The 23,408-nt window shown below is 57.5% G+C and carries 21 protein-coding genes and 2 tRNA genes; 10 read left to right on the forward strand and 13 right to left on the reverse strand.

All coding sequences use genetic code 11. The features are described from left to right. Positions 1 to 50: 50 nt before the first annotated feature. From dnaG to GOV53_RS03690, 3 genes are all read right to left on the reverse strand, one after another. Positions 51 to 1,997, reverse strand: coding sequence for a DNA primase (gene dnaG, locus GOV53_RS03680; RefSeq protein WP_170464333.1), 1,947 nt, complete (start codon positions 1,995 to 1,997; stop codon positions 51 to 53). Positions 1,998 to 2,077: 80 nt separating this feature from the next. After that, positions 2,078 to 2,374, reverse strand: a complete 297-nt coding sequence (locus GOV53_RS03685) for a hypothetical protein (RefSeq protein ID WP_170422090.1) — start codon at positions 2,372 to 2,374, stop codon at positions 2,078 to 2,080. 138 nt (positions 2,375 to 2,512) lie between these two features. After that, positions 2,513 to 3,943, reverse strand: a complete 1,431-nt coding sequence (locus GOV53_RS03690) for a Glu/Leu/Phe/Val family dehydrogenase (RefSeq protein ID WP_170422092.1) — start codon at positions 3,941 to 3,943, stop codon at positions 2,513 to 2,515. A 324-nt stretch (positions 3,944 to 4,267) separates the two neighbouring features. On the opposite strand from GOV53_RS03690, the gene GOV53_RS03695 reads away from it, so the two are divergent. Genes GOV53_RS03695 through GOV53_RS03705 form a run of 3 tightly spaced genes read left to right on the forward strand, consistent with a single transcriptional unit; the run spans position 4,268 to position 7,204 of the window. Continuing rightward, positions 4,268 to 6,034 carry a TadE/TadG family type IV pilus assembly protein gene (locus tag GOV53_RS03695; RefSeq protein WP_170464334.1) on the forward strand — a complete coding sequence of 589 codons (1,767 nt, stop codon included), beginning with the start codon at positions 4,268 to 4,270 and terminating at the stop codon, positions 6,032 to 6,034. Next, positions 6,031 to 6,564 carry a TadE/TadG family type IV pilus assembly protein gene (locus GOV53_RS03700; protein WP_170464335.1) on the forward strand — a complete coding sequence of 178 codons (534 nt, stop codon included), beginning with the start codon at positions 6,031 to 6,033 and terminating at the stop codon, positions 6,562 to 6,564. Before GOV53_RS03695 ends, GOV53_RS03700 begins: the two co-directional genes overlap by 4 nt. A gap of 1 nt (position 6,565) precedes the next feature. Next, positions 6,566 to 7,204, forward strand: a complete 639-nt coding sequence (locus GOV53_RS03705) for a TadE/TadG family type IV pilus assembly protein (protein WP_170464336.1) — start codon at positions 6,566 to 6,568, stop codon at positions 7,202 to 7,204. On the opposite strand, the gene GOV53_RS03710 is transcribed toward GOV53_RS03705, so the two are convergent. Then, positions 7,149 to 7,631 carry a hypothetical protein gene (locus GOV53_RS03710; RefSeq protein ID WP_170464337.1) on the reverse strand — a complete coding sequence of 161 codons (483 nt, stop codon included), beginning with the start codon at positions 7,629 to 7,631 and terminating at the stop codon, positions 7,149 to 7,151. The genes GOV53_RS03705 and GOV53_RS03710 overlap by 56 nt on opposite strands. A gap of 158 nt (positions 7,632 to 7,789) precedes the next feature. On the opposite strand from GOV53_RS03710, the gene GOV53_RS03715 reads away from it, so the two are divergent. Further along, positions 7,790 to 8,701 (forward strand): pirin family protein, encoded by a 912-nt coding sequence (locus tag GOV53_RS03715; protein ID WP_170464338.1) that lies wholly within the window; start codon positions 7,790 to 7,792, stop codon positions 8,699 to 8,701. A 13-nt stretch (positions 8,702 to 8,714) separates the two neighbouring features. On the opposite strand, the gene GOV53_RS03720 is transcribed toward GOV53_RS03715, so the two are convergent. Further along, positions 8,715 to 9,302 carry a TetR/AcrR family transcriptional regulator gene (locus GOV53_RS03720; protein ID WP_170464339.1) on the reverse strand — a complete coding sequence of 196 codons (588 nt, stop codon included), beginning with the start codon at positions 9,300 to 9,302 and terminating at the stop codon, positions 8,715 to 8,717. Positions 9,303 to 9,402: 100 nt separating this feature from the next. On the opposite strand from GOV53_RS03720, the gene GOV53_RS03725 reads away from it, so the two are divergent. From GOV53_RS03725 to GOV53_RS03750, 6 genes are all read left to right on the forward strand, one after another. Beyond that, positions 9,403 to 9,651, forward strand: coding sequence for a hypothetical protein (locus GOV53_RS03725; protein ID WP_170464340.1), 249 nt, complete (start codon positions 9,403 to 9,405; stop codon positions 9,649 to 9,651). 127 nt (positions 9,652 to 9,778) lie between these two features. Then, positions 9,779 to 11,065 carry a homoserine dehydrogenase gene (locus GOV53_RS03730; protein ID WP_170464341.1) on the forward strand — a complete coding sequence of 429 codons (1,287 nt, stop codon included), beginning with the start codon at positions 9,779 to 9,781 and terminating at the stop codon, positions 11,063 to 11,065. Between the two features lie 69 nt (positions 11,066 to 11,134). After that, complete coding sequence (gene glpX, locus GOV53_RS03735; protein ID WP_170464342.1) at positions 11,135 to 12,118, forward strand: class II fructose-bisphosphatase; 984 nt, start codon at positions 11,135 to 11,137, stop codon at positions 12,116 to 12,118. Between the two features lie 91 nt (positions 12,119 to 12,209). Beyond that, the gene (recJ, locus tag GOV53_RS03740) at positions 12,210 to 13,952 is read left to right on the forward strand and encodes a single-stranded-DNA-specific exonuclease RecJ (RefSeq protein ID WP_170464343.1); all 1,743 of its coding nucleotides are present in this window, start codon (positions 12,210 to 12,212) and stop codon (positions 13,950 to 13,952) included. A gap of 98 nt (positions 13,953 to 14,050) precedes the next feature. Then, a tRNA-Glu gene (locus tag GOV53_RS03745) sits at positions 14,051 to 14,125 on the forward strand. 24 nt (positions 14,126 to 14,149) lie between these two features. Continuing rightward, a tRNA-Glu gene (locus GOV53_RS03750) sits at positions 14,150 to 14,224 on the forward strand. A gap of 11 nt (positions 14,225 to 14,235) precedes the next feature. Here GOV53_RS03750 and GOV53_RS03755 read toward each other — a convergent pair. The 8 genes from GOV53_RS03755 to GOV53_RS03790 all read right to left on the reverse strand — a co-directional run bounded on the left by GOV53_RS03755 (position 14,236) and on the right by GOV53_RS03790 (position 23,229). Further along, entirely contained in the window at positions 14,236 to 16,077 is a 1,842-nt protein-coding gene (locus GOV53_RS03755; RefSeq protein ID WP_170464344.1) for a V-type ATP synthase subunit A, read from the reverse strand. Next, positions 16,074 to 16,766 carry a hypothetical protein gene (locus GOV53_RS03760; protein ID WP_170464345.1) on the reverse strand — a complete coding sequence of 231 codons (693 nt, stop codon included), beginning with the start codon at positions 16,764 to 16,766 and terminating at the stop codon, positions 16,074 to 16,076. The genes GOV53_RS03755 and GOV53_RS03760 overlap by 4 nt, the downstream gene beginning before the upstream one ends. A 1-nt stretch (position 16,767) precedes the next feature. Beyond that, a complete protein-coding gene (locus GOV53_RS03765; protein WP_170464346.1) occupies positions 16,768 to 17,445 on the reverse strand; it encodes a hypothetical protein in 678 nt (225 codons plus the stop codon). Beyond that, positions 17,445 to 17,888 carry an ATP synthase subunit C gene (locus GOV53_RS03770; protein WP_170422131.1) on the reverse strand — a complete coding sequence of 148 codons (444 nt, stop codon included), beginning with the start codon at positions 17,886 to 17,888 and terminating at the stop codon, positions 17,445 to 17,447. The genes GOV53_RS03765 and GOV53_RS03770 overlap by 1 nt, the downstream gene beginning before the upstream one ends. Continuing rightward, positions 17,885 to 19,681 (reverse strand): V-type ATP synthase subunit I, encoded by a 1,797-nt coding sequence (locus GOV53_RS03775; RefSeq protein WP_170464347.1) that lies wholly within the window; start codon positions 19,679 to 19,681, stop codon positions 17,885 to 17,887. Before GOV53_RS03775 ends, GOV53_RS03770 begins: the two co-directional genes overlap by 4 nt. After that, on the reverse strand, positions 19,678 to 20,283 hold the full coding sequence (locus GOV53_RS03780; protein WP_170464348.1) for a V-type ATP synthase subunit D: 606 nt from the start codon (positions 20,281 to 20,283) through the stop codon (positions 19,678 to 19,680). The genes GOV53_RS03775 and GOV53_RS03780 overlap by 4 nt, the downstream gene beginning before the upstream one ends. Then, positions 20,261 to 21,622 (reverse strand): V-type ATP synthase subunit B, encoded by a 1,362-nt coding sequence (locus tag GOV53_RS03785; protein ID WP_170464349.1) that lies wholly within the window; start codon positions 21,620 to 21,622, stop codon positions 20,261 to 20,263. Before GOV53_RS03785 ends, GOV53_RS03780 begins: the two co-directional genes overlap by 23 nt. 203 nt (positions 21,623 to 21,825) lie before the next feature. Further along, on the reverse strand, positions 21,826 to 23,229 hold the full coding sequence (locus GOV53_RS03790; protein WP_254439154.1) for an MATE family efflux transporter: 1,404 nt from the start codon (positions 23,227 to 23,229) through the stop codon (positions 21,826 to 21,828). Between the last annotated feature and the right edge of the window lie 179 nt (positions 23,230 to 23,408).

The raw sequence follows: 23,408 nt of genomic DNA on the forward strand, positions 1-23,408 counted from the left end.
GCTACCCGTTTACCTGTTTTTCTTTTCCAGTGCCTTACGAAAACATCACTTTAGCGACGTTTCCGTTCGAAATTGATGCCGGACATGATCGCCTTGAACGCGTCCTTCTCGTCGCGGTTGATTCGCGCACCGTTGTCGGCGATGTCGAACACCGCCCTGTCCTCATTCTGGCTGCGACTGGTACGGTTGCGCTCTTCGGCGGCTTGCGCCAGCCGATATGTCAGCGCCTCATAAGCCAGTTCAGAAAGTTCCTCGGCAGCTTCGGCAATCTCGGCATCCAACCCCCGGAGCGCTTTTATCTTTGCGAGTTCCTCGGCCAGTGTCATCTCGGCCTTTTCGACGTCGCCTGGTTTGAACACACAGGGGATTACTGCGACATGGCGAAGGGCCAGCAGGTTTTCAAGGACTTCGCCGCCTAAAGTTCCAATTATGTGGTCTTTCAGGTGATCCGGATCATCAATCGCATGCCGCAGAATGGCCGCGCGCAAAGCTGCGTGGTCGGGATCATGGCACTCCATCTCTTCCAGCTCAGCTTCGAACTGGATCACGACGCTGGGGTTGAGGATGGCGATGGCGAGAATAGCTGCCTCGCGCATCCTAATATCTGCGTTGTCAGACGACGCCAGGAATGAGGCGCGCGCGCCGGGTGTAGCGGCAGGTTTTGGTTGCCACTTGCCGCGCGGCTGCCATTGACGGTTTTGCGGCTGCCGTTGCGGGCGGAACAACTGCCAGCGCAGGTCTTTGATCTCTTGCCCGTAATGCGACCGGATCGAGGGGTCGCGGATCAATTTAATCTTATCGCGCAGGGATTTATCCAGCGCTGCTTTTCGTTCCGGGCTATCGAACACCTTACCCTCGGTCTCGCGCTGCCACAGCAGTTTGACCATCGGGATTGCGTTTTCCAAGACTTCCTGCACGGCCCCCGGCCCATCGGCGCGCAACAGATCATCAGGGTCCTTGCCTTCGGGCATCAGCGCAAACCGAAGGGACTTTCCAGCCTCGAGCAGCGGCAAGGCCAGATCAACAGCGCGCATCGCAGCGCGGAGACCGGCGGTGTCGCCATCCAGCGCGATGATCGGCTCGTCAGAGATACGCCAAAGCAATTGTAACTGATGTTCGGTGATTGCCGTTCCCAGCGGTGCGACCGAGGCACCAAATCCGGCTTCGGCCAGCGCGATCACATCCATATAACCTTCGGCCACGATCAAAGGCTGCCCTTTGCCCGCCGCCTGACGGGCGGGTCCGTGGTTGTACAGGCTGCGCCCTTTGTCGAACAACTCAGTCTCAGGAGAGTTCAGGTATTTCGCGTTATCATTAGGGTCCATCGCCCGACCGCCAAACGCAATACAGCGCCCTCGGGGGTCGCGGATCGGGTACATGATCCGGTTGCGAAACGTATCATAAGGCTTTTTGCCCTTGTTCGAGGGCTTGGCCAGACCCGCCCCAAGGATCAGATCCTCGGCTACGTTCTTGCCGCGCAAATGATCCCACAGGCCTTGCCACCCGTCCGGGGCAAAACCAATTTCCCATCGATCCAAAGCCTGCGCGTCCAGACCACGACGAGTCAGGTAGTCTCGAGCCGCGCCCCCTGCCCCGGTCTTAAGCTGCAGGCGAAAGAACTGCACTGCCTGCTCCATGACCTCGGCCAGTTGCGAGCGGCGGTCCTGTTTTTCCTGCGCTTTGGGATCACGCGCAGGCATCGGCATCCCCGCCTCACGCGCCAGAATCTCGACCGCTTCGATGAACGAGACATTCTCAGTCTCCTTCACAAAACTGATCGCGTCACCTTTGGCGTGGCAGCCAAAGCAGTAATAGAAGCCCTTTTGGTCATCGACATGAAAGGATGCGGTCTTTTCATGGTGAAACGGGCATGGTGCCCACATATCCCCCTTGCCCTGATTGGACTTGCGCTGATCCCACGTGACTTTTCGACCGACTACCTGAGACAGGCTGAGCCGGGTGCGAAGTTCATCGAGAAAACCGGGGGGCAAAGACATGGCCTAAACCTGCCAGAAATGGAAACGCTCGCCAAGGGACTGGCGAGCGTTTGTCCACAAGGAAATGATTGCGCTGTGGATTATTGCTGCAGGCACAGCTCTAGCCACGCCGCACCCAGATCTTTCTTGCGCACATCGCGCATCTTTTGCTCATAAACCCACGGGGTGATCAGCGGGATCGCCGCGTTATAGTTCTCGGGCCAGGACGGGCTTGTTTCTGCAACCGCCTGCGGCACGTCACGTTCTTTGACCCGGTCCAGTCGGGCCTGCTGAATCGCCTTAACAACATCAGCCTGGTACTGGCAGCTTTGTTCCTTGGTCTCGGCGGCTGCCAAAGGTGTGGCCAGCAAAGCTGCAGCAAGGGCGATACGCAACATGGGGTACTCCGAAAATCGATTCTGTCACCGCAGCTTACCTGCCGCGGGCGTAAGCTGCCATTGGCGTTTTCATCGCATCGGGATGTACACCCGCAAGTGTTTCGCGCAACCCGGTCAAAAGCGGATTGCGCGAGGCATTTATAGCCCCTTGGCGCGATAGCTTTTCGCGACACGATCAATGGCCACGATATAAGCTGCAGTCCGCAGATCCTCGACATCGTCGCGGCTGTGCCAGACCTCACGCATGGACTGATAAGCAATGCGCATGGTGTCATCGAGCCCCGAACGCACCAGCTCGAGCTCATCCGCGCCTCTGAGATACTTGGACTTGAAGTCCGGCGACATCGACCAGGCATCACCCAGATAACGATCTAGCCGCTCCAGTTCACTGACGATCAGCTCGTGTCGCGCCTCTTCCTGACGGCGCTGCATTCGTCCAAAGCGGATATGGCTGAGGTTTTTGACCCACTCAAAGTAAGACACCGTTACACCGCCGGCATTGGCGTACATGTCCGGAATGATGACTGTACCCTTCTTGCGCAAAATCTCATCCGCACCGGCAGTGACCGGACCATTTGCCGCCTCGATAATCAAAGGCGCCTTGATGCGTTCGGCGTTGGACAGGTTGATAACCCCCTCCAAGGCTGCCGGGATCAGAATGTCGCAGTCTTCTTCCAGAACGGCAGTACCCTCGGCCGAATGGGTCGCATCCGGATAGTCGCTGACACCACCATGTTTGATGATCCATTGACGCACCGACTCGACGTCGATTCCTTCGGGATTGTATAGCGCTCCGTCCCATTCGATGATGCCGACGATTTTCGAGCCATCCTCCTCGCTCAGGAACTTTGCGGCGTGGTAACCCACATTCCCGAGGCCCTGAACGATGACACGTTTGCCATCCAACTTGCCGGAAAGTCCGGCCTTTTGAATGTCTTCCGGATGGCGGAAGAACTCACGCAGGGCGTATTGGATACCACGGCCAGTCGCTTCGACACGACCCGCGATGCCACCGGCATTCAACGGTTTACCTGTCACACAGGCCCGCGAGTTAATGTCCGTAGTGTTCATCCGCGCGTACTGATCAGCCATCCAAGCCATCTCACGTTCCCCCGTTCCCATGTCAGGGGCCGGTACGTTCTGAGACGGGTTGATCAGATCCCGCTTGGCCAATTCATAGGCAAAGCGTCGTGTGATCTGCTCTAGTTCATGCTCCTCATATTTTCTGGGGTCGATGCAAAGCCCGCCCTTGGACCCGCCAAACGGCGTTTCAACCAAAGCGCATTTGTATGTCATCAGCGCTGCCAGCGCCTCAACCTCGTCCTGATTCACGGCGGTGGCATAGCGAATGCCGCCCTTCACGGGTTCCATATGTTCGGAATGAACCGAGCGGTAACCGGTGAACGTGTGGATATCGCCGCGAAGCCGAACACCAAACCGCACCGTGTAGGTGGCGTTGCAGACCCGAATCTTTTCCTCCAACCCCGGAGGCAAATCCATCAGGGACGCCGCCCTGTTAAACATCAAGTCTACACTTTGGCGAAAGCTGGGTTCGTTGTTGGGCGTCATGTGATCCTCCGTGCCAGTGAACGCAAAGCGTTCTGACGTTTTGTCGCACCCATTGTCTAAACGATCAATATTTAAGCAAAGATAAAACGCGGAATCCTGCGAAAGACCCGCAGTTCCGGCTGAGTCGCAACTTCCCTCCAAACCGCCAAAATTGTCGCCGCAGAGAAAACAGAACCCCACAAAGTCATGAAATTATCCCCAGTCCGCCCGGAAACTAGCCAATTCCCTGGCAGTTTTGCCCAATTCACGCCACGTTTCACCGTTAATTTTCCAACGTTAACTTTTCCTTAGCAGTTTGAGTGTCTGCTCAGCGAGGTCGGCAATATGGCAATGCGCGTATTTGAGTGCGGGACTAAAAACTTGAAAAATGCGAGCTCTTCAACTCGGCGTTTCGCGAGAGACGAAGAGGGCGGAGTATTCACCATTTTCGTGGCTCTAGGATTTCTGCTCATCTTTGCAACTGCAGGCATCGGCGTAGACATCATGAACTTTGAACGCGACCGAGCGAGCCTGCAAGGCACTCTGGACCGCGCAGTTCTTGCTGCAGCTAACGTCAAGCAGAAGCTCCCGCCTAAAGAGGTGGTAAAGTCCTATATTGAAAAATCTGACGTGCGCGGGAAACTTTCAGAAGAGCCAATAGTTGAAGAGGGTATAGGATCTAGAAAGGTCACGGCCAAGGCAGAAGTCGACGTCAAAATGCATTTCTTGCATTTCTTTGGTTATCCAGAACTGACAGCCGCGGCTGCAAGCGTCGCGGAAGAGGCTATCGGCTCAATCGAAATTGCACTGGTACTTGATATCTCGGGCTCTATGAGTTGGGATTCGGCAACGGCGAACAAATCAAAAATTGCTGCCTTGCGAGAAGCCGCCGTGGAGTTCGTAGATACGATTTATGCAGAAGAAGATCCTGATAAAATTTCAATCTCAATTATTCCTTACAACAATCAGGTGAATGCCAGTGCAAATATTCTGGACAAAATGTCCGGAGTGACGCGCGAGCATACCTATTCCAATTGCGTGGACTTCAAAGAGTCGCAGTTTGGGGAAGTTTTCCTAGACCCAACCAAACCACTTAACCGAACAGCGCATTTCGACCGAAGAAACTATCGGGACAATTACAATAGCGAATTCCACAGTTCGTCGGTCTGCACCACTCGAGCAGGCAGCGCTATAACACCAATGACTAATGTTATTGCTGACCTGCACAAACAGATCAATGCAATGACACCTGGCGGAAACACATCGATTGATATCGGGGTAAAATGGGGGGCCGCGCTGTTGGACCCCGCGTTTCAACCTGTGATCGGGCGACTTGCAAATCAGAACGTAGACCCGAATTTAAACATTGATCCAGATACCGGTCTCGTCGTTGGGACCAATGAAGAGCCCAAAAAGGTCGTGCCTCCGGTGTTTAATAACCGGCCGGTAGCGTACGACACTAACGTCAAAAAGATCATGGTTGTTATGACCGACGGTGAAAACACAGAAAACTGGGTGCTAGACGAAGATTTGCGTGATGGGGCCTCTGATGTTTGGTTCAACTCTGATCCAGTTATTGGAGAAGTTTGCAGATATTACTCAGGCTATGGAACATATTGCCGTGATGAAATTATCCACGACAATGAATACAGCGTTCGCACTTCCACAGATCCGGATCTCTATTACTGGACCCGGCAGGAGTTGGAAGATCAGACTGAACCCTACGGAGGTGCAGACAAAAATACACGCTTGACCTATCCCCAATTGTGGAACCGCGTAAACTTGGACTGGAACGCTCGGTATAACTATGCGTGGCAGGACAACAATAACAGGAACTGGTACTCGCGAGCGTTTTCCACGACCCAAAGAACGACCAAAGACACGCGGCTAAACAACATCTGCTCCAAGCTCAAAGCAAAGAATGTTGACATCTATGGAATCGCTTTTGAGGCTCCGGACGTCGGCGTTACCGCGATCAAAAACTGCTCGAGCGGCGAAGGTTTCTTTTTCCCTGTAAACGACGGCGGGTCGTTGGGCGCTCAACAACTGACGTTGAAGCAGGTGTTTCAGACCATTGCAGTATCGATAAAACGCCTGAGGCTGACGCTATGATCCAGAAAGCACTGGCAAGAGTGACTCGTTTCAAACGGGACGAACACGGAGGTGTGACCGTTGAGTTCGCCATACTGTTCCCTCTTTACATGTTCATCATTTTGGCCGTGATCGAATATGCACTGGTCACAATTCAACAAGCCATGCTCGAACGGTCGATGGATCTGGTCGTCCGAGATATCCGGCTCGGGATCAACTTGCCCGATACAGAACATGACACGATCAAAGAAGCCATTTGCGGCAATATGGTTGTAATGCGGAATTGTTCGAACAACCTACTTTTAGAGATGATTGTTCAGGACCCTTACAGCGGAATTAACTTTCCTCTCGAAGCGACCTGTATAGACCGACAGGAAGAGGCCCAACCTGTAACCGAATTTCAAAACGGTGGATCGAATGCGCTCATGATTTTACGCGCATGTGCACAGGTTGATCCCTTGTTCCCGACAACCGAAATAGGCCGGACGATGTCAGGCGATGATGACCTAATCTCACTTACGTCGACAACAACCTTTGTTCAGGAGCCATGACATGACGCGTTTTTTCTCACGCTTCCGACGCTCCTTAGGTATCTTTGCAGTTCGGGAAAATGGTAGCCTGTCCTTGGAAACGGCATTGATTTTTCCGGTTCTGGTATGGGCAATAACGCTTACATACACCTACTTTGACGGATTTCGCGAAAGCACCGCCAACCTCAAAGCAGCATTCACAATAAGCGACTTGATCTCGCGTGAAGGTGAAAGAGAAGTAACCGACACCTACGCGACGTCCATGTATTTGTTGTTCAACCGAATGGTGGGCAGCAATTCACCCTTACAGATGCGTCTGACTGTGATAACTTATATTGCACCTGATGAAGATACTGGTACTGAAGAGGACTTTATCGTCAATTGGTCGACGCATTGCGGTTATCAAGGAATCTGGACCGACGACAACGTCAAACCCCTGGCCGACAGGCTGCCGGCGATGGCGAACTTGGACACGTTGATCATCGTTGAAACGTCCAAAGAGTATGTGCCGCGTTTGAACACAAGCTGGCTGACCAAAGACTACGTATTCGATAACTTCGTTTTCTCGCGACCGCGCTTTGTACCTATTGTCAAAGGGACGCCGTCTACTCAGTTTTGTGCTGATGCTTCTGCGCTAGCTCAGACAGCCCCTGGAGCATGAATTTGGTTTCGGCGGCCGTGGTCAGGCCGCCCACGCCAACCCGGCGCCCTAACCGCCACCACAACCCAGGTGCCCAGCTGTTGCCCGCCTTTTCTTTGGTTTTTAGCAAGAACCCATTTGAAGGCTTGAACGCAAACACGCCTTGATCGATGGCTTCGATATCTTCGATCCGTGCGATCAGACGCCCTGTCCCTGTTCTGAGCTCAGTTTCCGTCAGTTCAATCCAGTCGCTTGTGGCATGCCACATCTGATAGGCCAACCAGAACGACGCCCCACCAACAACCAGCAGAAACACCTGCCAGACCGGCTCTGGCGGCGTGGCAAGGGCGACATAGATGACCAGAACGCCCACGGTAGACAGCATTCCCACACCCAACCATCGTCTTGGTGATGATGGGCGGACCGTGGCCAGAATTTCCTGTTGCATTGGCGTTCCCTGCTCTGTTTCGGATGGGTTTAGCCGCTTTGCGCGACAAAAAACAGAGGGCAGCGCCCTGCGAATTTGCGCACAGTCCCCGTGTTTGCACGCAAATTGACGCAGATGGCGCACAGCATACATGATCCTCACAACTTCAGGAGGCCACCATGTCCCTTAGACCAACACTGGAAACTCGCAAAGCCATGCCGACCATGGAAGGCGCAGGCGTCAAATTGCACCGGGCTTTTGGGTTTCAGGACCCGTCCGAGCTTGATCCGTTCCTGTTGTTCGACGATTTCAGGAACGAGCGCCCAGAGGATTACCAAGCGGGCTTTCCGTGGCACCCGCACCGCGGGATCGAGACCATAAGCTATGTGCTTTCCGGCACTGTTGAACATGCGGATTCGCTTGGGAACACAGGGACCTTGGGTGCAGGTGATGTTCAGTGGATGACCGCCGGATCCGGGATTTTGCATCAGGAAATGCCCAAGGGAAACACTGCTGGCCAAATGCATGGGTTCCAACTGTGGGGCAATTTGCCGTCAGATCAGAAAATGACCACGCCCCGCTATCAGGATGTCCAAAGCAAGGATATTCCCGAAATCATCGACGATGACGGAACAACCGTGCGCGTTATCGTGGGTGAATTCTGGGGCAAGACGGGTCCTGTTGATGGCATAGCAGCCGATCCACAGTATTTGGACGTTCAAATCCCTGCCGGGGTAAAAAAGACCTTTCGGATCGACACTTATCGCCGCGCCTTTGCCTATGTGTTCCAAGGACAGGCGGCCTTTGCCGACGCATCGCAACCCACCGGCGTGCTGCTGGAGAAAGAAATCGCCGGGCAAGAGGTCAACATCCGAGATCTATCCGGGGACCGTACTCTGGTACGGTTCGGAACCGGCGATGAAGTAACCGTTCAGGCCGGGCCTGAAGGCGTAAGGTTTCTGTTGATCTCGGGTGCGCCGATTGACGAACCAGTTGCGTGGCATGGCCCGATCGTGATGAACACGCGGGCAGAATTGGAACAGGCGTTTCGTGAACTGCGCAACGGTACGTTCATCCGCGCGGCGCACTGATAAACAATCGTGGTCAGGCGGTTACGGCGCGCCTGACCATATCCCAGTAGATCTGCTCGACCTCGTCCAGCGACAAACGTCCGCCTGCGCGATACCAGGTCATCACCCCGTTCAACATGGCAATCACCGCCAATGTTGCAATCTTGGTATCTGCGACCGAGAACAGCCCGGCATTCTGGCCGTCCTGCAATATTCCTTCGAGTGAGTCTTCGTAGGTGCGGCGCAAGACTTCGATTTCCGAGAAGTTCTCGAGCGTAAGGTTGCGCAGTTCCATGTAGGCGATGAACACCTCATCCGGGCGCTCCATGTGGAACCGAATGTGAAAGCCGACAAAGCGGCGCAACGCGTCCTCCGGATCAGTTGGTTTGTCCAACGCCGCATAGGCGGCCAGAAGGTCCTGCAGATGGTCCTGCATCAGTCGGTACAGCAAGCTCTGCTTGTCTGGGGTGTAGTTGTACAAAGCTCCCGCCTGCACGCCCACTTCCTTTGCAATCTGGCGCATGGACACAGCGGCATAGCCATGCCGGGCGAACAGACCCAGCGCCGCTTTGCGGATGCGTGGACCGGTGATGTCGGAATGTGATCCTTGAGTACGAGCCATACCCACACCGTATATGAACAAGCGTTCATATAGAACCCCGCTTGAACGTCTGTCGCAAAAGGTGCATCACAGGGTCAGGTGCAAACAAAAAGGGTTCAGCATGAAGCCTCTGCCATTGTTGGTTCTGCTTCTGACCTGCGCGGCCTGCGCGGATTTCCCGGAACTGGAGGGGCGAGAGCAGCCGAACGTGCGCTCGGCCAAGTATCCCAAGCTGATCCCAGTTCCGGACATTCTGGGCCCGCCTATTGATCCTGTGAACGAAGCCGCCGAGGTCGAAGAGGATTTGACCGCACGCGGCGAAGCGCTGGCCCAAAAGGCCGAGGCGCTGCAAAACGCACAAACCAACTGATCTATCGCGATTCAAACACCTGTTACCGCTGTCTCGGATTGCGCCCCGTCGCTGAACCCGCTAAGGCACCGTTGAACGGGCGTACAGCCTGATACCAAGGACATTCGAGCGGAAAGGAACCCACGGGATGACACAGGCGCTGCGGCTGGGAATTGCGGGCTTGGGAACAGTTGGCGTGGGTGTCGTGCGGATCGTCCGCCGCCATGCCGACCTGCTACAGGCGCGTACAGGCCGCGCGATCGAGATCACCGCAGTATCCGCGCGCGATGCGAACAAAGATCGCGGTGTGAACCTGTCGGACTACGCGTGGGAAACGGACCCGGTGGCTCTGGCCCAACGCGATGATATTGACGTGTTTGTCGAGCTGATGGGTGGCGAGAATGGCCCGGCCAAAGCCTCGGTCGAGGCGGCTCTGGCAGCAGGCAAGGATGTCGTCACCGCCAACAAAGCGCTGTTGGCCATCCACGGTCAGGCGCTGGCCGAACAGGCCGAGGCCGCTGGCCGCGTGATCCGGTTCGAGGCCGCCGTTGCCGGTGGCATCCCGGTCATCAAGTCCCTGACCGAAGGACTGGCCGGGAACCAGATTACCCGCGTCATGGGTGTGATGAACGGCACCTGCAACTACATTCTGACGCGGATGCAATCGCAAGAACTGGGCTATAACGCCCTGTTCGAGGAATGCGCCGAACTGGGATACCTCGAAGCTGACCCGAACCTCGACGTAGGCGGCATCGACGCGGCGCATAAGCTGGCGCTTTTGTCCTCAATCGCGTTTGGCACCAAACCGAATTTCGACGGCATTCAGATCGAAGGCATCCAGCAGATCAGCCTGGATGACATCCACCAAGCCGACGACATGGGATATCGCATCAAGCTGCTGGGCGTCGCCCAACGCTCGGCCCGTGGTCTGGAACAGCGGATGCAGCCCTGCCTTGTGCCCAGCGGCTCGCCCTTGGGTCAGTTGGAAGGCGGCACCAATATGGTCGTGATCGAAGGCGACGCCGTCGATCAGGTTGTTCTGCGTGGGCCCGGCGCGGGCGAAGGCCCCACGGCCAGCGCCGTGATGGGCGACGTCTGCGATCTGGCGCGTGGTCTGCAGATCCCGACCTTTGGCCGACCCGCCACCACCTTGGAAGACGCCAAACCCGCCATCACCGGCCTGCCCGCACCCTATTACCTGCGCCTTGCCCTGTTCGACAAACCCGGCGCACTGGCCAAAGTCGCCGCAATTCTTGGCGATGCGGGTGTATCCATCGACCGGATGCGCCAGTACGGCCACACCGATAGCACCGCGCCTGTTCTGATCGTGACCCACAAGACAACCCGCGCCACGCTGGACGTCGCGCTGGAGGGCCTACGCGCAACTGACGTCGTTGCGGGCGAGCCCGTCGCATTGCGGATTGAAGAGGTTTGACCCTTGCGGCCTGCCGTAAACGCAGGCTATCCCCGATAAAACGCCTTTACTGACCTGAGGATACCTAAAATGACCGCTGCCAAAATCGACTTCAACGACCGCCTATTGTCTTTGGGCCTTGCGCGGGTCGCGGAACAGGCCGCATTGGCCTCGGCCTCGCTGGTCGGGCGTGGCGACGAAAAGGCTGCGGACCAGGCGGCTGTGAACGCGATGCGCGAACAGCTGAACCTTCTGGACATCGCCGGTGTCGTTGTCATCGGCGAAGGCGAACGCGACGAGGCACCGATGCTGTATATCGGCGAAGAGGTTGGCACCGGTAACGGCCCCGGCGTAGACATCGCGCTGGATCCGCTGGAAGGCACCACGCTGACCGCCAAGGATATGCCAAACGCGCTGACCGTTATCGCAATGGGTCCGCGCGGCTCGATGCTGCATGCGCCAGATGTCTACATGGACAAGCTGGCCATCGGTCCGGGCTTCCCCGAAGGCGTCGTGAACCTGGACATGAGCCCGCGCGAACGCGTTGAGGCGCTGGCAAAGGCCAAAGGGTGCGAGCCTGCCGACATCACCGTCTGCATTTTGGAACGCCCCCGTCATGAGGCGATGATCGCCGAAGTGCGCGAAACCGGCGCCTCGATCCGCCTGATCACCGACGGCGACGTGGCGGGCGTGATGCACTGTGCCGAAAGCGAAGAGACCGGCATCGATATGTACATGGGTCAAGGCGGCGCGCCCGAGGGTGTTCTGGCCGCTGCAGCGCTGAAATGCATGGGTGGTCAGATCTTTGGCCGCCTGCTGTTCCGCAATGACGACGAACGTGGCCGCGCCGCAAAGGCCGGCATTACCGATCTGGACCGTGTCTATGCGCGGGATGAGATGGTCACCGCCGACGTGATCTTTGCCGCCACTGGCGTAACCGGCGGATCGCTGCTGCCGCGTATCAAGCGTGAACCGGGCTGGGTGGAAACCACCACCCTATTGATGCGCTCGAAGACAGGATCCGTCCGTCGCATGTCCTACCGCACGCCGATGTGGTCGCACGACAACGCGTAACCGCTTGCGCCAGAACCGCGCGCAAGGATATTCATACAGGTAATAAGGCCGGGTCCGAGAGGGTCCGGCCTTGGCATATGAAAGGCAGGACATGAGCTTTTTAGGGGTTGAGCAGTCACTGACCGGGCGGCGTTGGATCGGACCCGAGGCCGAGGTGGAGCGCGCGACAGAAATGCTGGTGCAGCAAGCCGGGCTGCCCCGAGCCGTCTGTCAGGTTCTGGCACGCCGCGGCGTTCCGCCGATGGAGGCCAAAGGGTTTCTGGACCCCAAACTGAAAGAACTGCTGCCTGACCCCCGCGCGATGAAAGATATGGAAGCCGCGGCGACGCGCTTTCTGACCGCCGTACGGGAAAAGCAGCGGATTGCGGTCTTTGCCGATTACGACGTGGATGGGGGCAGTTCTGCCGCCCTTCTGCTGGTCTGGTTGCGTCAGATGGGTCTGCAGGCGACACTTTATGTGCCTGACCGTATCGACGAAGGCTATGGCCCCAACGTGCCTGCGATGCAGGATTTGGCCGCGTCGCACGACCTGATCATCTGCGTGGATTGCGGCACACTCAGCCACGAGCCGATTGCAGCTGCAAAAGGCGCGGATGTCATCGTTCTGGACCATCACCTTGGTGGTGAGACCCTGCCTGATTGCGTGGCCGTGGTGAACCCGAACCGGCAGGACGAAAGCGGCGATCTCGGCTATCTCTGCGCGGCTGGCGTGGTGTTCCTGATGCTGGTCGAGGCCGGTCGGCAATTACGCGAAGCTAGGGTCAAGGGTCCCGACCTGATCAGCCTGCTGGATCTCGTGGCTCTTGCCACCGTGGCCGATGTCGCGCCGCTGATCGAGGCCAACCGAGCGTTGGTGCGGCAAGGTCTGAAAGTCATGGCGCAGCGCCAGCGACCGGGCCTTGTGGCGTTGTCGGATGTGTCGCGCATGGATTCGTCCCCCAACAGCTATCACCTGGGTTTTTTGCTGGGCCCGCGCGTCAATGCAGGTGGGCGGATTGGCAAGGCTGATCTTGGGGCCCGACTGCTGAGCACCGACTCGGTGACCGAAGCGGAGGCGCTATCGCAAAAACTGGACGAGTTGAACACCGAGCGGCGCGATATTGAAAATGCTGTGCGTGCGGCAGCTTTGGAACAGGCCGAGGAACGGGGGCTCGACGCGCCGCTGGTCTGGGCGGCAGGCGAAGGATGGCACCCCGGCGTCGTCGGTATCGTCGCCTCGCGCCTCAAGGAAAACGCCAACCGTCCAGCCATCGTCATCGGATTTGACGGGGATGAGGGCAAGGGTTCGGGACGGTCGGTCTCGGGCGTTGATCTGGGCGCATCGATCCAGCGGCTGGCAGCAGAGGGGCTTCTCGTCAAAGGCGGCGGTCACAAGATGGCTGCCGGACTGACCGTCATGCGCGAACAGTTGGAGCCCGCCATGGCGCGATTAAGCGAACTGCTTGCCAAACAAGGCGCAGGTCAAGGCGGACCGGCTGACCTAAAACTGGATGGAGCCTTGATGCCTGGCGCAGCCTCGGTCGAATTGATCGAGCAAATCGAAAAGGCCGGTCCCTTCGGGGCCAGCGCCCCTGCCCCGCGCTACGCCCTGCCGGACCTGCAGGTTCGCTTTGCAAAGCGCGTCGGGGAATCGCATCTAAAGCTGTCTCTGTCCGACGGAATGGGTGCTGGGCTGGACGCCATCGCCTTTGGTGCCTTTGACGGGCCGATGGGTGAACGGCTGTCCAATCACGGCGGTGCCCGGTTCCATTTCGCCGGGCGGCTTGAGGTGAACACCTGGGGTGGCCGCCAAAGCGTGCAGCTAAGACTGGAGGACGCGGCGGAGGCAAACTAAGCCAGATTCCAGCCCGGCCAAAAAAGTTTCGTATCCCTGCATTTTTCGGCTTGCGGGGGTCAGAGGTAAACCGTAAAAGGCCCTCCACAAGCCAGCGTGGCCCGTTCGTCTATCGGTTAGGACGCCAGGTTTTCAACCTGGAAAGAGGGGTTCGATTCCCCTACGGGCTACCACTTGTGCTTGCGCCATTGGCAGATGGCCCGTTCGTCTATCGGTTAGGACGCCAGGTTTTCAACCTGGAAAGAGGGGTTCGATTCCCCTACGGGCTACCATTTCTCCTGATCTACACTCCGAACTTTTCGTGGCACAGGTCCGTGATCTGACCCCAGATCGACTTGAATTCCGGCGTGTTTTCCGCAGCATAGTGGAAGTTCTTCATCAGCCCCGTCAGCTGAGTGAACACCTGACGCACTTCGGCCTTATCAGCAAAGCTCGCCGTTGATTGCGTGACATCATAGACCAGCTTGAAGGTCATCTTCTGACGCTCCAGCGGGACGGTGGCGTCCACTTTGTCAAATGCGTCTTGCTGCAAATAGACCATGTCGACAAACAGCGCCTTTTGCTGGGTCACAAAGTCCTCGATTGTAACGCCTTCTTCGCCGGTGACCTGCATCATCTGGTCCACCTGCTCGCCCTTTTCGATCAACGCCAACAGATCGCGCACCTTACCGGTCCAGCCGGGCTCGGCGTTTTTGTCGTACCAGTCCGAAAGCTGATCAGTGTAACGCGACCAACTGAGCATCGGATCGACCGCCGGGTAGAACCGCTTGTAAGCGCGCTCGGATGACAGGCCGAGGAAGCACTTCACCGTGGACAGTGTCGACTGGGTTACCGGCTCGTCAAAGTTGCCACCTGCAGGTGAGACCGTGCCAATCAAAGTCAGACTGCCGAGATCACCATCGTTGGTCTTCAACGCCCCAGCGCGCTCGTACAGCCCCTTGATCGAGCTCTCCAGGTAGGCCGGAAACCCCTCCTCACCGGGAATTTCCTCAAGCTTGCCAGAGGTCTCGCGCATAGCCTGCGCCCAGCGGCTTGTACTGTCCGCGATCAGCAGCACGTCATATCCCATCTGCCGGTAATACTCGCCCAGAGTGATGCCCGTGAATATTGACGCCTCACGGGCCGCGACGGGCATTGAGGACGTGTTACAAATGATAATCGTCCGATCCATCAGGCTGCCGCCCGAGGTCGGATCGGTCATCTTGGGGAATTCGTGGATCGTTTCCACCACCTCGCCCGCGCGTTCTCCGCAGGCTACGACGATCACGATATCCACTTTGGAATTCCGCGCGATCAGGTTCTGCAGCACGGTTTTGCCCGCTCCAAACGGTCCAGGAATACAGGCTGTGCCACCGCGCGCGATGGGAAAGAACGTGTCAATCAGCCGTTGCGAGGTCAGAACGGGTTCGGTCGGGTACAGGCGTTCCGACAGGGTACGTTTCAGGATGCTTTCAGGCAAGGGCCGACGAACGGGCCATTTCTGGCACAGGGTCAGAGTGTGTTCACCGCCCTGCTCATCCTCAAGACGCGCAACAATCTCATGGATCGAGGCTGCTCCTTTCTGGACCCAGACGACCTTGTAATCGCCCACCCAGTTAAACGGCAGCATAATCTTATGGGTAAACCGTCCCTCGGGCACCGTGCCGATGCTGTCACCCGCCGTGACGGTATCTCCGACTTTGACCGAGGGCGAGAACGACCACTTTGCCTGATCGTCCAGCGGAGCAACATCTGCGCCGCGCGGCAGGAACGTCCCGAACTCGGCGGCGACTTTTGGCAGGGGCGATTGCAACCCATCAAAAACCTGCCCCAAAAGTCCGGGCCCAAGTTCGACTGACAGCAATTGGCCCGACTGTTCCACAGGGTCCCCAACGGCGACGCCATCCGTGCTTTCATAGACCTGAACGTCCGCCGTGTCGCCGCGTACGCGCAACACCTCGGCCTTAAGACGCTCCTGACGGCCACCGGGGCCGGGCCGCGTCGGCAGAATGAACACCACTTCGTTCTTGACCAATTGCCCGGGAACGCCCGCGGCATCATGGTTTGCCTGAATTTGAACCAGCCCTTCCTGGACCGAGACGACACGTGCGGTTGCGGTTTGAACCGAAGGGGATTGGGCAGTCATGCGCTTACTCTCTCAAAATCGAAATCTGCGACATTGGCCATGGCCTGTTGGGCCAGCTTCTCAAATCGTATGGCCGCATCCTGAGCGTTGCTTTGCGCCCAGCGGTCAAAAATGTTCCAGATCAGAACGTAAATCGCCACGGCTTCGAAATCGAACAGGTGGCGGCCAGCGTGCCGTTTCAGTTGCTTGTGACTGACAGACAGCAACAGACGTTCGAGGCCCAACGGATCTTCGGCTTCCAACAGCTGTCGCGCTTCTTTGATCCAGGGCATTGGCACCGACAGGCGAAAATCGGGATCGCCCCAGTTGGCGGGGATATGGCGGCTCCAACGGCCAAAGCCAAATGCACCCGCAGGCGGAGAGCCCCCATGCCCGCGCAGACGCAATGCGGCAACGGCAGTACGCAAGTCCATCCGTTCTTGAAATACACTGCGCAAGGAAGGTTGCGGGATGTCGGCAAGCGCTTTTTTGCACCGCTCTACGGCCTGAGCGTCAGTGACGTCCATGTCGTATTCGTTCCAGCTCAGCGCGTGTTCCATCACTTTAAGAACCTGCGCGTCTTCGGGTGTCAGTGCCTTGAGGCGACGATCCAGACGCAGCCGTGACAGCGGAGGCTGCTTGGCCACAAACAGCCGCTCAGAGCCCGGTAGGCTGCTGATCAGGGCGATATAGGCGTCAGGGTCCGACATCTCAGCGGATCACCCCTTCCAGCACGGCACGGAACCGTGGCTGCAGATGTTCCATCAACAGGGACGCGACGGCCTTGTCCGTCAGATCCAAAACCACGCCCTGATCTTCGGCCCGAACCCGGATACCGCTTTGTGCGTCGTCGGAGGCATGCAGCTCGACCTGCTCGCGCAGCATCTTGGCGGTCAGGCCCAGAACGTATTTGGTCAGCTTTCCCGATTGAATATCGTCTGCGTTCTGCTTGATGTCTTCCTGCGTGGCCACTTTGGCAGGCAGAATGACCTGAACCTTCCCATCCAGATTAACGCCTTCAGCCTCGCGTCCGACGACCTCAAGGATCATCTGCTTCAACAGGTCCGGGTCAGCCATTTCCTTGGTCACCAGGCGTTCAACATCTTCGCGAAACCGGTCGGTCAGCCCGCCTTTCATCGTCAGCACCGCATCCCGCATCGCAGTGTTCAGTGCCTCTTCCCCGGCCGCGCGGTAGTTGTCGGAATCCGTGCGGGCCTTTTTCTGGTAGTCATCCGCTTCGCGCTTGGCGTCGGCCAATATCTTGGCCGCTTCGGCCTTGGCGTCGGCACGCAGCTTTTCCGCATCCGCCTGACCTGCGGCCACGCCATCATTGCGCAGCTTGTCGATCAGGGCATCCACACCATGAGAAATCATGCCATCCTGTGCCATCAGCTAATCCCCGCACTGATGACGAGAGCGAAAACGAAGGCAAAGACGCCGAACCCTTCAATGATCGCCGCCGGGGCAAGCGCCAATCCGAAGATCTCAGGCTTTTCCTTGGTGGCATTGATCGCTGCCGCACAGGCCCGGCCCTGCCAGATCCCGCAATACATCAGTGCGATGCCCGACAGGATGCCGATCCCGAACAATCCACCCGCGTTTTCAGGTGTTACGTCCCGGTTCAAGGTAAACATGATAACAATGCCGTAAATCACCATGGTCGAAGGAAAGGCCGAAACGCCGACGAAACGACCGTAGCCACCTTCGGTCTCGGTCATGGCACCGATACTGGCCTGCCCGGCGATGGCACAGCCGATGGCGCTTGCTGCTGCGCCCAGCGCCATTGGCGCGTAGATACCCAGCCAACCCAATGTCAGTACAAGCTCATTCATTCCTGAACCTCCTTACGGGCGAACGGACGAAAGACGATGCCTTCGTCCGGCAGACCCCATTTAAAAAATTCGATGTAATTGAGACGTAACCCGTGGACGACGCCGCTCATCATGGCGAGGGCGAAGTTGAGAACATGGCCGATGATCAGGATCAGAAGGCCAAACAGTATCCCCGGCCCCTTCAGCGCCTGCATGACCGAGACTGCCAGATCATTGAACGTGATCGCCAGCGAGGCCGACGCCAGACCCAGCGCGAACAGGCGCATATAGCTGAGCACATCCCCAAACGCGCCCATGGCACCGGCGAGGCTTTGTAGCCCTTCGATCAGACGCCATAGCCAGTCGGTCGGCTTCTTGATGACGCGCTCGCTTGAGAACCAGACAATTGCCAGAACTCCAACCGCCATCAGTACCCCGCCCGGCACTGCCGAATTGCCTTTCATGTAGCTGAGCCACAGGACAAAGCCGCCAATCAGCGCTGCGATCCAGCCCAGGTTGGCGATGGCCTTCCGGTGCCCCCATGCCGCCCGTGCGGCCAGCGCGTTGGCCAGAACCAGATGCAAAACACCCACGACGATCGAGACCATCATCATCGCGCCAAAATTGTTCAAATCCAAAATCTTGAGGCGCGCCCAAAACGACCCATCCGGCGGCGATACGCCAAAGTAACTGCCCACCAGAATGCCGTAGAGGATCGTGGCACCCGATATGATCACACCGAAACGTCGCCACGACCTTTCGCCTGGCGTGGCATCCAACCGTTTCCAGAACAGCAAAAGACCCAGCAGGATAACCGCGCCATACCCCGCATCGGCCACGATCATCGCGAAGAATATCGCAAAGGATGCAGCGACGATCACGCTGGGATCCCAATCCTTGTACCCCGGCACTTGATAAAACAGCGCCAAATCCACGGCAGCGCTGCGTTTTTCCGGCTGTTCCAACAGTGTCGGCGGGCTGTCTTCGGGGCCGGGTTCTTCGATCAGAACGGCGGCGTCTTTGGCGCCTGCCATCTCCAGTACCGCATCCACACGATCCTCGGGGACCCACCCCTGCAGGGCAAACATCGCGTCTTCGTCACGCACCTTTTGCGTCGCATGCGCCAACTCGGCCGCGCTTTCGGCAACGGACAGGTTCCGTCGCATCAAGGTCAGATAGCGGGTCTGTGCTATCCGTTCAGCTTCCAGAGACTCAATCGCGATCTCCGCCTCTTCCAGCTGCGCCTCCAGCTCGTGAATGGGCAGCGATCCGGTATGCGTGCGCGGGACCGGCAGGATGTCATCATCCGGCTCGTCCGGCGCGATCAGAACCGCATAGATGAACCGGTGGTCCTGTTCCAAAATAGCCCAAGGTATTTCCGGCGCTTCAAGCGCATCCCGGTGCTTGAGCGGCAGTTGATAAAACCATAGGCGATTGCCCGCGAGCACATCATCAGGTGGAAAATCCAGATCCCCCCAAGGGCGCACCTGCGCGATCCGGTTGGCCAAGAAGTCCCTGCGATCCGCCATATCCCGAGTGCGCTGCATCAGGTCCAGCACGTCTTTGACGAACTGGTCCATGTCAAACCCCGGGTCGCGCTGAATCTGCCGACGCTGTTCGGCGGCGTCATTCAGAAACCGAAGCGCCTTATAAGCATCCCGCGCGCCGCGTTCGCTGATTTTCTCGGGCTCGCTGGGCGGCGGAGCAAGCGGCAGGACATGCATACAGCCCAAATCCTGCAGCGCCTCAAGCGTCTCGGTTTTTTGGGCGGCCCGCCCGACCAGCGATAATTTCTTGAGGCGCGCGACACTCATGACACCGCCTCCTGCGCATGTTTGCGCTTTGAAATTTTCGACCGGACCACGGCCTGCATCTGTTCATCACTCAGATAAATGCGGATTTTCTTTATGTTGGCTTTCGCACGCGGGATCAGAACCTTTTCGAACAGGTTGACCCGCTGCGTAATCGTCGCGACAGCCTTGTCGAATATCTTCACCCGCTCTTCGGCCACTTTGACGCGCAGGCGCGCCTCAATCATATCATGCAGCAGGTTTGCCGCCGCATCGACCCAATGGGGCTTTGCCAGATAGGAGTACGGACGCACCGCGACCTCGATCCGGTCCAACGCCGGCATCTTGACGCCCACCACGTTGACCTCTTTGACCTGATAATCTTTCAGCTCGACCAACCCGTCCAGATCGATGCCCTGCTGCGCCAGCATGGGCAGCTTTTCCCCCACCTTCTGCGCCAGTTCCTGCACCTCCTCTTCAAGGCGCTTCACATCCTCTCGCGCCTTGGCGCGTTCCGCCATCAATTGCTGACGCTTGAGGTCAAGCGACGGCAAGAACCTCTCATAGCTTTTCAGCTGGGTCTGCTGGCGGGCCAGCGACGATTTATTCAGCTGCAACCGCGCCATCGGCATCCTTTGGGAAATACTTGTCGATCAAAGCCTGCTTCATCAGCAGCTGTTCTGGAGCAAAACACTCGGCCAGAGTTTTCCAGCCCAGATCCAGCGCTTCTTCCAGCGGGATCGAGACGTTGATGTCCATGAACCGCGTTTTGAAAAGGTCACCGAACTTCAACAACTGATGGTCGTAATCCGACAGATCAAACGCCATCGCCTGCTTTTGCGCGGCGTCGCGGCTTTCGGAATAAAACCGGATCATGGTGTTCATGATCTGACTGTGGTCCTCGCGCGTGGTCTTGCCAATCACGTTCTGCTTGAGGCGCGAGAGGCTGCCGAACGGATCGATCACTCCGGAATGCAGATAGAACTGCCCCTCGGTGATATACCCTGTGTTGTCCGGCACCGGATGGGTCACGTCATTGCCCGGCATCGTGGTCACCGTCAGCACCGTGACCGATCCGCCCTTGGCATAGTCACAGGCTTTTTCGTACCGCCGCGCCAGCTGCGAGTAGAGATCCCCCATATAGCCACGCTGCGAGGGCACGCGTTCCTGGCTGATGCCGACTTCTTTCATCGCATCGGCATAGGCGGTCATGTCGGTCAGCAGGACCAGCACGCGCTTGCCTTCTTCCACCGCAAACTTCTCGGCCACGGCCAGTGCCATGTCGGGCACCAGCAGCCGTTCAACCAAAGGGTCCATCGCCTGATTGACGAACATCACGGTGCGCGAGAACACGCCCGCATCCTCGAATGAGGTGCGGAACGTGTGATAGTCATCAAAGATCAGTCCCAGTCCGCCAAACACCACGATATCGGCATCCGCCTGAATGCCGATCCGGCTGAGGAAGGCATTAAACGGTTCGCCAGAGACCGAAAAGATCGGGATTTTCTGGCTTTCAACCAGAGTGTTGAACACGTCGATCATCGGCACATCGGTGCGGATCATCTTGTTGGGCACGGCCCGTTCTGCCGGGTTCACAGTCGGCCCACCGATATCCACACGCGGCTCGGACGACAGGTCAGGCCCGCCATCAATGGAAACGCCCGCGCCGTCAAACACGCGCCCCAGAATGTTCTGCGAATACGGCGTCTGCATTGGGTGGCCCAGAAACGTGGCCGTCGCCTCAGTCGAAACACCCTTGGTGCCCGAAAACACCTGCAGCGTGACTACATCCCTGTCGATGAAGATCGCCTGAGCCAGCGTTTTGTGACCGTCCACAGTCTCGATCACAGCCAGATCGTTGAACCGCACCGCCGCGTCGGTTGAGCCGTCCAGCGGCACCCTGACCTTGATCGTATCCCCGACAATTTCAAGAACACGCGTATACTTTAAAAGACTACGGGACATTGCTCATCCTCGGTCATTTAAGAATTTTTCAAATCGTCGCAGGAAAATCAGCAACCGTTTTCTGCAATCATAGGGTCAGCTTACAACGAATTCATGAATTGGCAAATGAGGATGCGACGGACGAAAGGCCGCGCCCAAAACGTGTCAAATTATTGCCCATACAGTTGGCGCGAAAGGGTGCCACCATTGCGGGCCAACCCAACTCACCAGCCTCTGCGCCCGAACAAGGACTGCAAACGGCTTTGACCGGCAAATGGGTCGACCTCCTTGGGCGCGGTCAGACCCGATACGACGCGACGCACCAGACCCCAGCAGATCACAGCGAAGATGACGCCGCCCAGCGCCTGCCCCAGCAGCACCCCTGGCGCGCCGGCCAGATAAGCGCCCGCAACCGCAAAGGGCCAGGTCCCAAGCGTATGGCGGCCCCAGTTAACCCACGTAGAATAAATGGGATAGCCAAGGTTATTGAAGCTGGCATTTGCCACAAAGATCACGCCGTTGAAGAACGACGCCAGCGCCAATGGCCCGCAAAACAGATAGATAAGTGTCCGTGTCTCGCCTTGTGCCTGAAACAGATCCGCGATGGGTGCGCGCAAAACAAACAGAACGGCTGCCATCAAAACCACGTAGACGGCGGTGAACTTCACTCCGGCCAAAAAAGCGCCCCTGACGCGATCATATTGTCCGGCCCCAAAGTTCTGGCCAACGATTGGGCCAATGGCACCGGACAGAGCAAAAACGACGGAAAACGCAACGGGCATAAGCCGCCCGATCACGGCCATCCCTGCCACTGCATCGGTGCCGAATTGGGCGACCTCTCTGATAACAATGGCATTGCCGACTGGCGTAGCGACATTGGTCAATACCGCTGGGATAGCAATCGCGCGGACCGGCGCGAGATCATCTCTCAATTGCGCGAGCGAGGGTTTTGCAAATCCGCGGTGGACACGTATGGCCGGTCGGACCGCTGCGATCAGCATACAGATCCGGGCGATCACAGACGCAATTGCCGCACCGTCCAGTCCAAGACCCACGCCAAAGATGAGGATCGGGTCCAGAATCGCATTCGCTAACCCTCCGTAAATTGTCGCCTGCATGGACCTGCGCGCATCGCCGTATGCACGCAGAACGGCCATGCCGGTCATCGCCACAGCCATGACCCACATGGTTGGCAGAATGATGGTCACGTATCGCACCGCCAGTTCCAGAACCTCACCCTGCGCCCCCAGAAGCGACAGGCAAAACTTGAGGTTGATCATGACGAGGGCGGATATGACCAGACCGGTGAGAATGCCCAGAAGGGCTACGCTGGTCCCGAATTGCCGCGCTTTTTCCGGCCGCCCTGCCCCCAACTCGCGCGCGACCAACGCCCCTGCTGCGATGGACAGGCCCACGTTGATCGAGTTGGTGAAGAACAGCAGTGTTCCAGCATAACCAACTGCCGCCGCCAACGCGTCATTGCCCAGCATCGAGATGAAGACCATATCCACAAAGTCGACCGCAAAAATCGCCATCAGGCCGATGCTGGTGGTCAGCGACATGCGGGTCACATGCCGCATCAGGCTACCGGTCAGAAAGACGGCTGTACCCGCTGGTTGTTTTGCCATCGGCTGGTCTGCCCCATTGTATCTAGCGACAATCTGCCGGTGATTGGCACATGTCAGCAACATGAAACTGGAACTGAAGACAATGTATGCACCAAATGCCAATTTCTACCGTCAACACGATAGGCAAATTCATTCGACTATACGGGTGACTTTAAGTAGTTGATTTGCGTGCAGTCATT

Origin of the sequence: Ruegeria arenilitoris (genome assembly GCF_013035315.1) — a bacterium.
GTDB classification, from domain to species: Bacteria; Pseudomonadota; Alphaproteobacteria; order Rhodobacterales; family Rhodobacteraceae; genus Ruegeria; species Ruegeria arenilitoris_D.